General features: G+C 63.7%; 10 protein-coding genes. 9 read left to right on the top strand and 1 reads right to left on the bottom strand.

What is annotated here, in order from left to right; translation table 11 throughout:
- Positions 1-6 precede the first annotated feature (6 nt).
- Positions 7-621, bottom strand: a complete 615-nt coding sequence (gene pdxH, locus EK416_RS05055) for a pyridoxamine 5'-phosphate oxidase (protein ID WP_127076421.1) — start codon at positions 619-621, stop codon at positions 7-9.
- A 184-nt stretch (positions 622-805) separates the two neighbouring features.
- Here pdxH and fabI point away from each other — a divergent pair, with 184 nt between their 5' ends.
- The 9 genes from fabI to EK416_RS05010 all read left to right on the top strand — a co-directional run bounded on the left by fabI (position 806) and on the right by EK416_RS05010 (position 13,088).
- A complete protein-coding gene (gene fabI / locus EK416_RS05050; RefSeq protein WP_127076420.1) occupies positions 806-1,630 on the top strand; it encodes an enoyl-ACP reductase FabI in 825 nt (274 codons plus the stop codon).
- Between the two features lie 59 nt (positions 1,631-1,689).
- Positions 1,690-2,910, top strand: a complete 1,221-nt coding sequence (locus tag EK416_RS05045) for a hypothetical protein (RefSeq protein ID WP_127076419.1) — start codon at positions 1,690-1,692, stop codon at positions 2,908-2,910.
- Between the two features lie 9 nt (positions 2,911-2,919).
- Complete coding sequence (locus EK416_RS05040) at positions 2,920-3,498, top strand: histidine phosphatase family protein (RefSeq protein ID WP_127076418.1); 579 nt, start codon at positions 2,920-2,922, stop codon at positions 3,496-3,498.
- Positions 3,499-3,723: 225 nt separating this feature from the next.
- Positions 3,724-4,812: a chorismate synthase gene (gene aroC, locus EK416_RS05035; protein WP_127076417.1), complete on the top strand. Its 1,089-nt coding sequence runs from the start codon at positions 3,724-3,726 to the stop codon at positions 4,810-4,812.
- Between the two features lie 312 nt (positions 4,813-5,124).
- Positions 5,125-5,652: a hypothetical protein gene (locus EK416_RS05030; protein WP_127076416.1), complete on the top strand. Its 528-nt coding sequence runs from the start codon at positions 5,125-5,127 to the stop codon at positions 5,650-5,652.
- A 380-nt stretch (positions 5,653-6,032) separates the two neighbouring features.
- Positions 6,033-8,054, top strand: coding sequence for a protein meaA (locus tag EK416_RS05025; RefSeq protein ID WP_127076415.1), 2,022 nt, complete (start codon positions 6,033-6,035; stop codon positions 8,052-8,054).
- 94 nt (positions 8,055-8,148) lie between these two features.
- Positions 8,149-8,736, top strand: a complete 588-nt coding sequence (locus tag EK416_RS05020) for a GNAT family N-acetyltransferase (protein WP_127076414.1) — start codon at positions 8,149-8,151, stop codon at positions 8,734-8,736.
- Positions 8,736-9,641 carry a carbon-nitrogen hydrolase family protein gene (locus EK416_RS05015; protein WP_127076413.1) on the top strand — a complete coding sequence of 302 codons (906 nt, stop codon included), beginning with the start codon at positions 8,736-8,738 and terminating at the stop codon, positions 9,639-9,641. Before EK416_RS05020 ends, EK416_RS05015 begins: the two co-directional genes overlap by 1 nt.
- Positions 9,642-9,782: 141 nt before the next feature.
- Positions 9,783-13,088, top strand: coding sequence for a transglutaminase family protein (locus tag EK416_RS05010; RefSeq protein WP_127076412.1), 3,306 nt, complete (start codon positions 9,783-9,785; stop codon positions 13,086-13,088).
- The last annotated feature ends 1 nt before the right edge of the window (position 13,089 follow it).

The raw sequence follows: 13,089 nt of genomic DNA, 5'->3' as shown, positions 1-13,089 counted from the left end.
TTTCTACTAAGGGAAAAGCTGCGTCTTCGTCCACACCGCGTCGCGGGTCTCGCGCCGGAAAACGATGCGGTCGTGCAGCCGATACTGGCGGTCGTGCCAGAACTCTATTTCCAGCGGCACCACGCGGAAGCCGGACCAGTAGGGCGGCCGCTTCGGCTCGATCCCCGCGAACAGCTTCCCGAAATGCTTGACGGCCTCGCCGAGAGCCGCGCGGCCTTCGAGCGGACGCGACTGCTTGCTCGCCCAGGCGCCGATACGGCTGCCAAGCGGCCGCGAGGCGAAATAGGCGTCCGCTTCTTCCGTACTTACTTGCTCGACGGTGCCACGCACGCGCACCTGACGGCGCAGCGACTTCCAGTGAAAGAGAAGGGCCGCCTGCGGATTCGCCAGAAGCTCACGCCCCTTGGTGCTCTCGAAATTCGTATAGAAGACGAAACCGCGCTCATCCACGCTCTTGAGCAGCACCATGCGTGCGTTCGGCATCCCGCGCTCGTCTGACGTCGCGACGGTCATCGCGTTGGGATCGTTCGGCTCGCTTTTCTCGGCTTCCTTGAACCAGGCATCGAAGAGGGGCAGGGGATCGCTCGCCTGCGTGAAATCGCCGTCAGTCGTCGAGGTCATTTTCCGGGTCCGGGGTTGGTCGCAGACGCGTCCCGCTTAAAGCCCGGCGGGTTGACGCGCAAGCAAACTCGCCCGCGCCGCGCAAACGACGCCCGAATTTATCGCGTTCGCTCACGCCAAGCTATCACTTTACGCGCGCGCCTTAATGTGTAGGATGCGTCACCGTTAATATCGGGGAACGAACGTGGTCCAGACAGCACCTTTGATGAGCGGAAAACGCGGCCTGATCATGGGCATCGCAAACAACCGGTCCATTGCCTGGGGGATCGCCAAGGCTGCGGCGGATCAGGGCGCGGAACTGGCTTTCACCTATCAGGGCGATGCGTTGAAGAAGCGCGTGGAACCGCTGGCGGCCGAGGTCGGCGTGAAGCATGTCCTGCCTTGCGACGTCACGGATGACGCCTCGGTCGACGCGGTTTTCGATCGCCTCAAGGAAGATTGGGGCAGCCTTGACTTTGTCGTGCACGCGGTCGCCTATTCCAACAAGGAAGAACTCGACGGCCGCTATGTCGATACGACGGCTGACAATTTTTCGAAGACGCTGCTCATCTCGTGTTACTCCTTTACGGCGATTGCCAAGCGCGCCGAGAAGCTGATGACGAACGGCGGCTCTCTCGTCACGCTCACCTATTACGGCGCCGAAAAGGTCATGCCGCATTACAATGTGATGGGTGTGGCCAAGGCCGCGCTCGAAGCGAGCGTGCGCTATCTCGCTGAAGATCTCGGCCGCCAGAACATCCGCGTGAACGCGATCTCGGCCGGGCCGATCAAGACGCTCGCCGCATCGGGCATCGCCGATTTCCGCTATATTCTGAAGTGGAACGAGTACAATTCGCCGCTCCGCCGGACGGTTTCCATCGAGGACGTCGGCGGTGCCGGGCTCTATCTTCTGTCCGATCTCAGCAAAGGGGTAACGGGAGAGGTGCATCATGTCGACGCGGGCTATCACGTCGTTGGCATGAAAGCAGAGGATGCTCCCGATATCGCCGTGATTCAGTCCAATAGCTAGGTTTCTTTAAAGCTGGCTTTTGCGGCGGCCGCGACCGCCGATGTGGCGCGAGGTGAGTCATGGAACCATTCAAGGCGCTGACTCTGGTTGTGGCAGCCGCCGCCGTTTCGCTTGTGACAGCGGGCGCGGCAGGCTTCTACGCGGGCTATTCCGCCGGTAGGGGCAATCTCGCGGAGATCAGAACCTACCTCGCAGAGGCGCCCGTTTCCGTCGCGGCGGGGCCCGGTGGAGCGCCTGTTTCGCTTAAACCCGTAACCGATGAAATTCGCGCCTTGTCCGGAAGGATCGAGGCGCTGGCGGCAGAGCAGCCGAAGCCGGTCGCGGCTCCGGTAGACGCTTCCGCGTCGGCGAAGCCCGTGCTCGACGAAATCCGCGCCCTGGCCCGTCAGCTCGACGGGGTGAAAGCCGAGGTTTCCAGGGGGCATGCGGTCGCGGCGCCGACAGCGGCGATCGAACGCACGGCGGCGGCAGCGCCCGACTATTCGGACGCGCTGACGGATATTCGCGAGCAGGTTCGCGGCCTCGCGCTCAAGCTTGACAAGCAGGAGCCGAAAGCGCCCAAAGCTCTGGTGGACGAAATCCGCTCGCTCGGCGCAGCCGTTCAGGCTCAGGATGGCACGAGAAAGGTTGTCGACGAGGTCCGCACGGGCTTCGCTTCGCTCCAGAACGCAGAGCCGAAAGCGCCCAAGGCGCTGGTGGAAGAGGTTCGCGCGATCTCGGCGACGATCAGCGCTCAGGCTGCCAAGCCACAGGTTTCCGTGGTCGATCAGATCAAGATCCTTCAGGCGTCGATCGAATCGCTGAAGGCGCGGCTCGCGAGCGGCCACGAAAGCGCGTCGTCCGATAGTGCCGATCTCGCGCAAATCCGGCAGCTTCTGCTCGCCGCGACGGAGCAGTTCGGCAAATGCCAGACGCAATTGGCGTCCTATTCGGGGGCTGCGTCTGCGTCCGCGCCTGTTGCCCAGACGGTGAGCGCTCCGGCGGCGGCAGCGATATCGGTCTCGCCAAGCACGCGTCAGGAACCGGCCGCTGTCGTGTTCTACGACAATGTCATGCTGAAAAAAGATCAGGAAAAGCAGTATGACGAAATCGGCGTGCGCCTTGCCCTTCAGGCCATCGGTCCGAAGCAGGTGAAGGTGGCGGTGAACCGGCAGGGCTTCGGGCTTGCGTTCGGCGAGCGGAAGGTTTTCCGCAGTCAGGACGTCGAATGCGAGATCAACCTGATGGAAACGAACCTCAACGAAGCGCAGGCTCGCGTCAGCCTGTCCTGCAAGCGCTGACAGCGAGACATGCCTCTCATCTATTTCATTCGTCACGGTCAGACCGATTACAATGCCGCGCGCCGTGTGCAGGGCTGGCTCGACATCCCGATCAATGCGACGGGCCGCGTGCAGGCGCTGCGCAACGGCGGTGTGCTCAACGAATTGATCAGCGACAAGTCGCGGTTCGATTTCGTCTCAAGCCCGCTGCTCCGGACGCGTCAGACGATGGAAATCATGCGCGAGACGATGGGGTTGCCCAAAACCGGATACGCAACGGATGACCGCCTGAAGGAAATCAGCTTCGGCGAGTGGGAAGGCATGAACCGCGAGGAGATCGACGCCATCGCGAAGGATCTGCACGCGAGCGTCGAGGCGGATCGCTGGAACAAGGCCCCGCCCGCCGGACAGTCTTTTCGCGACTACTCGGCGCAGGTGCTGTCATGGCTCGCGGAAATCAGGCGCGATACCGTGGTCGTCGCGCATGGGGGCACGAGCAGGGTGGTCCGCGCGCATTTCATGAAGCTCCCGCCATCGGACATGCAGAAGCTCGATGTGCCGCAGGACAAGGTTCTGCTGATCGAGGGCGGCACTCTGCACTGGCTTTGAACCGCGCTATCCGGTTAAGAACGGGCGATTTCGTCTATCGCCGCGCGCGCGGACGGGTTTTCCGTCGTTGCCCGGCGGGCACGTCGGTGCCAATCTGACAACAATTGCGTTATCGAAAGTCGATTGCGCGATTTCGCTGCGGGCGCTGAACGGTTCTCCGGCGCTTCCCGCCGTATTTCGCACGCGGGGATGAACCAGCCGCTCCTGAAGGGGCGAGGAGCAGACATGTCCTACAACACCTTCGGCCATATGTTTCGCGTGACGACCTGGGGCGAGAGCCACGGCCCCGCCATCGGCTGCGTGATCGACGGCTGCCCTCCCGGCATCCCGCTGACCGAGGAAGACATTCAGCCGTTCCTCGACAAGCGGCGGCCCGGTCAATCGCGCTTCACGACGCAGCGGCAGGAAGAAGACCGGGTGCGCATTCTGTCCGGCGTGTTTCCGAACGAGGCGGGCGTGCAGGTGACGACGGGCACGCCCGTCGCGCTTGAGATTCAGAACACGGACCAGCGCTCGAAGGACTATTCCGACATCAAGGACAAGTTCCGTCCGGGCCATGCGGACTTCACCTATATCGAGAAATACGGCATCCGCGATTATCGCGGCGGGGGGCGCTCGTCCGCGCGCGAGACGGCGATGCGGGTCGCGGCGGGCGCGGTCGCGCGGAAGGTCGTGCCGGGAATCGCCATTCGCGGCGCGCTCGTGCAAGTCGGCGCCGAGCAGATCGACCGTGCACGCTGGGACTGGGACGAGGTTGAGCGCAATCCGTTTTTCGCCCCCGATGCGGGCATCGTCGAGCGCTGGACGGCCTATCTCGATGGCGTGCGCAAGGCGGGTTCGTCCTGCGGCGCGGTGATCGAAATAGTCGCTGACGGGGCGCCCGCCGGGCTTGGCGCGCCGCTCTATGGAAAACTCGACCAGGACATCGCCGCCGCTTTCATGAGCATCAACGCGGTAAAGGGCGTCGAAATCGGCGAAGGCTTCGCGTCCGCCGCTCTTTCGGGCGAGGACAATGCCGACGAAATGCGCATCGGCAATGACGGGCAGCCGGCTTTCCTGTCGAACCACGCGGGCGGCATTCTCGGCGGCATCTCGACCGGCCAGCCCATCGTTGCGCGTTTCGCCGTGAAACCGACGTCATCGATCCTCACGCCGCGCCGCACCATCGATGCGCAGGGCCACGAAGCCGAGATCCTGACCAGGGGGCGGCACGATCCTTGCGTCGGGATTCGCGCCGTGCCGGTCGGAGAGGCGATGATGGCCATCGTTCTGGCCGACCACTGGCTCAGGCATCGCGCACAAACGGGCCGGTAGGCCCGAAAGGTGCGTGCCCGTCGCGGGTCGATGGACCCTGCGGCGGCTTGTTGTAAATCGGAAGAGGCACAACGCCATATGGTTCAGGTGTCGACCGGTTTCTCTGCGTGAGACCCGATTTGACGCGGGCTGATCTGGGCGTATGCCCGAACGTATGCCGGAACAGCGGCTTTCGGAGACACGGCAGGTGCGCCAAATTGTGTTAACGTAGGCGGAACGATCCGGCGGAGTGCGTCACGGCCGCCCGGTCTCCGAAGCATACATCGCTCGCCGTGACCTGTCGTTCAATGCGTTGTCCAATCGGGTGTGCTCATGGCGCGGCGGCCAGACCTTCCGGACTACCTGCAGGACGGGTTCATTCTGCCTTATTCGCGGTCGGAGATACCGCGCTTCCACGTGCTTGCCTTCATCTCGGCCGCGACGTTCGCGGCGTGGCTGACATGGGGCTACGAACTGCTTTCGATCACGGCGATTCTGGCGGGATGCTCGGCTTATTACTTCTTTCCGTTCACGGAGAAGCGGCCGCGCCTCGGCGCGAATCAGTACGGTCTTTTCATCGACGGCCTCGGCCTGATCGCGTGGCGTTCGATCGGGGAAGTGACGCTGGTCTCATTTTCCGTGCGCACGCTCGACATGGAGGAGCTTCACGTCAAACTTAGGGAACCGCTCGGCCGCGCGCTGATCGCGGACTGGCGGCGGTTGCCGATCTGGCGCCTTCTCATGCGCCTGCCGTGGAAAATGGGGCACGACGGCATCATCCGCATCAACCTCCAGCCGTTCGAACCCTCCGGCGACGAGATCGCCAAGACGATGGAACGGATGTGGAAGTTCTATCGATGAGGGCTCCGCACCGGAATATCAGTGAATATTGTTGCCAACGACAACAGCAGTGTAGGTAACTCGACCATCGAATGTAAAATTCGGAGCTGCATTGGAAACGACAATGTGCCCGTGCTCTCAAGCGCATGCGTTTGCTTGAGAGCGAGCGGCAATGTGGGCCTGAAGGTACGCGCCGGAGCATTTGCGTCGCTGGCATGGAACGAGCTTCCGCTGTTGCCGGCTATCGCGCGGCAAGCCGGTTTCAGCTTCGCGCGGAACATCCGGCATGGAGATCGTTCACGCAGCGGGCCGCCCATTTGTTCGTCTATTGGAGGGTGGGGCGTTAGCAACCCGCGTGCTATTGTGCACTGCAAACGGATCAAGAAGAACGAGACCGGCCGATGTCCGACCAAGCAAAGCCCGACGCACAAAAGCCCGACAACCGCAAGCCCGACCAGCCCTGGATCTTCCGCACCTATGCTGGACATTCGACGCCCAAAGCCTCGAACGAGCTTTACCTGAAAAATCTGGCGAAAGGCCAGACGGGTCTTTCGGTCGCCTTCGACCTCCCCACGCAGACGGGCTATGATTCGGATCATCCGCTGGCGAAGGGCGAGGTCGGCAAGGTCGGCGTGCCGGTCGCGCATATCGGCGACATGCGCACGCTTCTGAACGGCATTCCGCTCGGCAAGATGAACACGTCGATGACGATCAACGCGACGGCGGCGTGGATGCTGTCGCTCTATGTCGCTATCGCCGACGAGCAGGGCGTGAGCCGCAATCAGCTTACCGGCACCGTGCAGAACGACATCATCAAGGAATATCTCTCGCGCGGCACCTACGTGTTCCCACCGCAGCCGTCCATGCGTCTCATCAAGGATGTGACGGTCTTCTGTTACCGCGAAGTGCCGAAGTGGAACCCGATGAACGTCTGCTCCTATCATCTTCAGGAAGCGGGCGCGACGCCGGTGCAGGAACTCGCCTATGCGCTCGCCACCGCGCAGGCCGTGCTCGATACGGTCAGGGACAGCGGCGAAATTCCGGAAGAGGAGTTCGGGCAGGCTTTGGCGCGCGTGTCGTTCTTCGTCAACGCCGGGATGCGCTTCATCACCGAGATGTGCAAGATGCGCGCGTTCGTGGAACTCTGGGACGAGATCGCGGAGAAGCGCTACGGCGTCAGCGATCCGAAGCTCCGCCGCTTCCGCTATGGCGTGCAGGTGAATTCGCTCGGCCTCACCGAGCCGCAGCCGGAAAACAACGTCTACCGCATTCTCGTCGAGATGCTGGCCGTGGTGCTGTCGAAGAAGGCGCGGGCCCGTGCGGTCCAGCTTCCGGCGTGGAACGAGGCGCTGGGCCTGCCGCGTCCGTGGGATCAGCAATGGTCGCTCCGCATGCAGCAGATCGTGGCCTATGAAACGGACCTTCTCGAATATGGCGACATCTTCGACGGCAGCCGCGAGATCGACGCGAAGGTCGAGGCGCTGAAGGCTGAGGCGCGCGAGGAACTGGCGCGCATCGAGGCCATGGGCGGCGCGATTGCGGCGGTCGATTCGAGCTATATGAAGCAGCGTCTCGTCGAGGCGAATGCGGCGCGGCTCCAGAAGATCGAGTCGGGCGAGCAGGTCGTCGTCGGCGTGAACCGCTGGACCGAAACCGAGCCCTCGCCGCTGTCGGGCGGTACCGGTGGCGCGATCCAGACCGTGCCGGAATGGGTGGAACGCGAGCAGGTCGAGGCGCTGAAGGCGTGGCGCGCTGCCCGCGACGCGAAGGCGGTCGATGCCACGCTTGCCGCGCTCCGCGAGGCGGCGCAGGAAGGCCGCAACATCATGGAGCCGTCGATTGCCTGCGCGAAGGCGGGTGTGACGACCGGCGAATGGGGCGACACGCTGCGCCAGGTTTTCGGCGAATATCGCGCGCCGACCGGCGTTTCACGCGCCGCCGCGCAGGGGACACGCGCCGATCTTGTTACCATTCGCTCCGATGTGGAACGTGTCTCCGCCAAGCTTGGCCGCAGGCTGAAGCTTCTCGTCGGCAAGCCGGGCCTCGACGGCCATTCCAATGGCGCCGAGCAGATCGCCGTGCGTGCCCGAGACAGCGGCATGGAAGTCGTTTACGAGGGCATTCGCCTTACGCCGGCTCAGATCGTCAACGCGGCGCTCGAAGAAAGCGTGCACATCGTAGGGCTGTCGATCCTGTCGGGCAGCCATGTGCCGCTCGTGCGCGACGTGATGGACCGCATGCGCGCGGCGGGCCTCTCCGACATTCCGGTGGTCGTGGGCGGCATCATCCCGGTCGAAGACGAGGCGACGCTCAAGGCGTGCGGCGTCGCGGCGATCTATACGCCGAAGGACTTCCAGCTCAACGACATCATGGCGGGGCTCGTGCGGCTCACCGATCCCGATCTCAGGGTGCTTGCCTCCTGAACGCCGCGCAAGCATAGTAAAGCGTTACCGTAGCGGAACGAGACGGCCCGACCGGGGGTTCTCTCGCTCGAAGCAACCGGGGCGCTTTCACCACATGCGCATTTCGACACTCACAGGGCCGGATCTTGAACGCGCGCTGCCTGAACTGGCGCGGCTCAGGATCGAGGTTTTTCGCGCTTACCCGTACCTCTACGATGGCTCGCTCGATTACGAACAGAGCTATCTCGCGTCTTTCGCCGGAGCGGCGGACAGCATCGCCGTCGTCGCGGAAAACGACCACGGCCGCATCGTCGGCTGTGCGACGGGTTCCGCGCTGGAAGGGCACAACGAAGAGTCTGGGGAACCCTTTCGTGCGCGCGGTATCGATGCCGCGCGGATTTTCTACTGCGGCGAGTCCGTTCTCGATCCGTCGTTTCGCGGGCGCGGCTTCGGCCACGCATTTTTCGACGCGCGCGAGGCCCATGCCAGAGCGCGCGGCTATCGCTCGTCGGCATTTTGCGCCGTCGTCCGCCCCGATGATCACCCGCTGAAGCCGGCGGCCTATTCGCCGCTCGAACCGTTCTGGAAAAAGCGCGGGTATCGCAAGGCGGAGGGGCTGATTGCCACCTTCCATTGGAAGGACGTCGATCAGGCGGACGAAACAGCGCATCCCATGCAATTCTGGATACGGGAATTCGACTGATGGCCCGAACCATTCGCATCGCGTCGGCCCAGTATCCCATCGATGAACTTACGTCGATGGCGGCCTTCGACGCCAAGCTCGCCCGCTGGGTCGAGCAGGCTGTGGTTAAAGGCGCGCAGTTGCTCGTTTTCCCGGAATACGCGTCGATGGAACTGGCTCGTATCGCCGGGCGGCATATCTCGCGCGACCTCCACGCCTCGATCGAGGTCATGCAGTATTGCATTGCCGATTACGAAGCCGAATATGCGCGCCTCGCAAAACGGCATGGAGTCCATATCCTCGCGGGCAGCGCGCCGACGCGCCTTGCCGATGGGAGCGTCGTGAATCGCGCGCGGCTCTTCACGCCACACGGCGAAACGGGAAGCCAGCAGAAGCAGATCCTGACACGTTCGGAAGTCGAGGACTGGGGTATCGATGCCGGCTCGGGCCTGTGCGTCTTCGACATCGGCCTGGCGAAAATCGGCATCGCCATCTGCTACGACTCGGAGTTCCCGCTGATCGTGCGCGCGATGTGCGATGCGGGTGCGGAAGTCATCCTCGTCCCGTCCTGCACCGATACCGCCTATGGCTACTACCGCGTGCGCAACGCCTGCGCGGCGCGGGCGCTCGAAAATCAGGTGTATGTCGTGCAAGCCTGCACGGTTGGGGCGGCGGACTGGTCGGCGGCGGTCGATCAGAACGCGGGCGCGGCGGGCTTTTTCGCGCCCTCGGACCCGCTGTTTTCCTCTCCCTCCGGCGTGCTGGAAGAAGGCCAGATGAACGCGGCGCAATGGGTGTTCGCGACGCTCGACCTCGACCTTCTCGCCGAGGTGCGCAAGGATGGCGACGTCTTCAACACCCGCGACTGGGGCAAGCAGCCCGGCGCTGCGGAGTTGCCGCCAGCCAAGGTGGTTACTTTCAGATAAGGCGCTTTCCGTCGAAACCCCCTTCCATCAAATCAGCACTGCAAAAAACGCCGCTGTTTCTCAGGCATGACGCTTGCACGGTGCATCCGGGCGAAGCATTGTGCGCCCGCACCCGACTCACGCCCGCCGTCAGGAGAAACGATGGCCATCCATGTCGCGCTGACCCATCGGACCGAATATGATTACGACCGCCTGACCGGGCTCGGCCCCCAGGTGGTGAGGTTGCGGCCGGCGCCGCACTGCCGCACGCCGATCCTGTCCTATTCGCTCAGCATCACGCCGGAAGAGCACTTCATCAACTGGCAGCAGGACCCGTTCGGCAACTATCTGGCGCGGCTCGTCTTCCCGGAAAAAACGCGCGAGTTCAAGGTGGTGGTCGATCTCGTGGCGGACATGGCCACGATCAACCCCTTCGACTTCTTCGTCGAGGAATACGCGCAGAACTGGCCTTTCGACTACGATGCGTCGCTGAAGGAGGAACTCGCGCCCTACCTCAAGGCGGAGGAACCGGGGCCGCTTCTGAAGGACTATATCGCGGGCCTCAGGATCGACGCGAAGACCTCCATCGATTTCATCTGGGCGCTAAATTTGCAGCTTCAGAAGGATATTGCCTATCTGATACGCATGGAGCCGGGCGTTCAGACGCCGGAAGAGACGCTGGAGAAGCGCTCCGGCTCGTGCCGCGACTCGGGCTGGCTGCTCGTGCACATCATGCGGCATTTCGGCCTCGCCGCGCGTTTCGTGTCGGGGTACCTCATTCAATTGAAGGCGGATCAGAAGTCGCTCGACGGCCCATCCGGCACCGAGGTTGATTTCACGGATCTGCACGCATGGGCCGAAGTCTATCTTCCCGGCGCGGGCTGGATCGGCCTCGATCCGACATCCGGCCTGTTCGCGGGCGAAGGCCACATCCCGCTTGCCGCCACGCCCTCGCCGCAGAGCGCCGCGCCGATCTCGGGCGCGCATGACGAGGCGGAAGTCACGTTCAGCTTCGACATGCAGGTGCAGCGCATCTACGAAAGCCCGCGCGTGACGCTGCCCTACACGGACGACCAGTGGAAGGCCATCGCGGCGGCGGGGCACGAGGTCGACCGGCGACTCGATGCGGGCGATGTGCGGCTCTCGATGGGCGGCGAGCCGACGTTCGTTTCCATTGACGACGTGGACGGCGCCGAATGGAACACGGACGCCGTGGGGCCGACGAAACGGCGCTATGCTGAAAACCTCATCCGCCGCCTGCGCGACCGCTTCGCACCGGGTGGACTGCTTCATTACGGGCAAGGCAAGTGGTATCCGGGCGAACAGCTTCCGCGCTGGTCGTTCTCGGTCTACTGGCGCGCGGACAATCAGCCGCTCTGGGAAAACGAAGCGCATATCGACCACGAAATCCCCGTAAAGCCCGCAACTCAGGAAGACGCGGGCCGTTTCGCGGAAGTGCTGGCCGAACAACTCGGCCTTCCCGCCGATGCAGGCGTTCCGGCCTATGAAGACCCGGCGCATTTTCTTCTCATCGAGCAGAAACTGCCGATCAATGTCGAGCCCGAGGACAACAAGCTCGAAGACCCGCAGGAACGCGACCGCGTCATCCGCGTGTTCGAGCGCGGGCTCGACAAGCCGTCCGGCTACGTCATGCCGATCCAGGTGTGGCACAGTCAGGCGCGCGGCCGCACATGGGTGACGGAGAAGTGGAACTTCCGCCGCCGCAGGCTCTATCTCGTGCCGGGCGACTCGCCCGTGGGCTATCGCCTGCCGCTGTCGTCGACGCCCTACATCGTGCCGTCGAACTATCCGCACATCATCCCGACCGATCCGTTCGCGGCGCGCGCTTCCATGCCGTCGCGCGAGGTGCTTTTGCGCAGCCGCCGCGAGTCGGTGACGCTGCTGGCCCCTCCGGCGGCGCCCGCGCCGCTCGTGCCGACCGAAGTCTTCGGCAATGTCCGCACCGCGCTCGCCATCGAGCCGCGCGACGGGCATCTTTGCGTGTTCATGCCGCCGCTCGCCGACGCGGAAGACTACGCCGCGCTTGCCGCCGCCATCGAGGAAACCGCGAAGATCACGGGGCAGCCGGTTCATATCGAGGGCTATCACCCGCCGCACGATCCGCGCCTCAACGTGATCAAGGTCACGCCCGACCCCGGCGTGATCGAGGTGAACATTCAGCCCGCGTCGAACTGGGACGAGGCGGTGAACATCACCGAAATCCTGTATGAGGAAGCGCGGCTCGCCCGGCTCGGCACCGAGAAATTCATGGTCGACGGCCGTCACACCGGCACCGGCGGCGGCAATCACATCGTGCTCGGCGCGAAGACCCCGGCCGACAGCCCCTTCCTGCGCCGCCCCGATCTGCTTGCCAGCATCATCGCGTACTGGCAGAACCACCCGTCGCTGTCCTATCTGTTCTCGGGCCTCTTCATCGGGCCGACGAGCCAGGCGCCGCGCATCGACGAGGCGCGGAACGACTCGCTCTACGAAATGGAAATCGCGTTCAGCCAGATCCCGGACAAGGATTACGGCTGGATTCCCTCTTGGCTCGTGGACCGCGTCTTCCGCAATCTGCTCATAGACTCTTCGGGCAACACGCACCGCGCGGAAATCTGCATCGATAAACTCTACTCGCCGGATTCGTCCTCCGGGAGGCTCGGCCTTGTGGAGTTCCGCAATTTCGAAATGCCCCCGCATGCGCGCATGAGCCTCGCGCAGCAGCTTCTGCTTCGCGCGCTGATCGCATGGTTCTGGGAAAAGCCCTACAAGCGCCGCCTCATTCCGTGGGGCACGGAACTGCACGACCGCTTCATGCTACCTGATTTCGTCTGGGCCGACTTCAAGGACGTGATTGCGGATCTTAAGGAAGCGGGCTTCCCGGTCGCGGTCGAATGGTTCGCGCCTCATTTCGAGTTCCGCTTCCCGCTTTACGGCGCGGTGGATTATCAAGGCATCGAGATCGAACTGCGACAGGCGCTGGAGCCGTGGCACGTGCTCGGCGAGGAAGGCGCGCCGGGGGGCACCGTCCGCTATGTGGACTCGTCGCTCGAACGCCTTCAGGTGAAGGTGAAGGGCAATCTCGGCAACCGCTATCAGGTGCTTTGCAACGGCGTGACCGTGCCGCTGAAGCCGACGGGCACGCATGGCGAGGCCGCTGCCGGCGTGCGCTTCCGCGCGTGGTGGCCCGCAAGCTGCCTCCAGCCGACGATCCCGCCGCATACGCCCCTCGTGTTCGACCTGTACGACAGCCATGCGGGGCGCTCCGTCGGCGGCTGCCGCTATCACGTCGCGCATCCGGGCGGCCGCGCGCATGACAATTTCCCGATCAATGCGCTCGAAGCCGAGACGCGCCGCCTCGCGCGCTTCGAGCTTTACGGGCATACGCCGGGCACGATGCAGCCCTACAATCCGGGGCCAAACCCGAGCTTCCCGCATACGCTCGACCTGCGGCGCGTCGGATTTTGAC

Source organism: Rhodomicrobium lacus (assembly GCF_003992725.1).
Classification (GTDB): domain Bacteria; phylum Pseudomonadota; class Alphaproteobacteria; order Rhizobiales; family Rhodomicrobiaceae; genus Rhodomicrobium; species Rhodomicrobium lacus.
The sequence above is the reverse complement of the archived record's forward strand: the minus strand, read 5'-3'. Positions and strand labels throughout refer to the sequence as shown.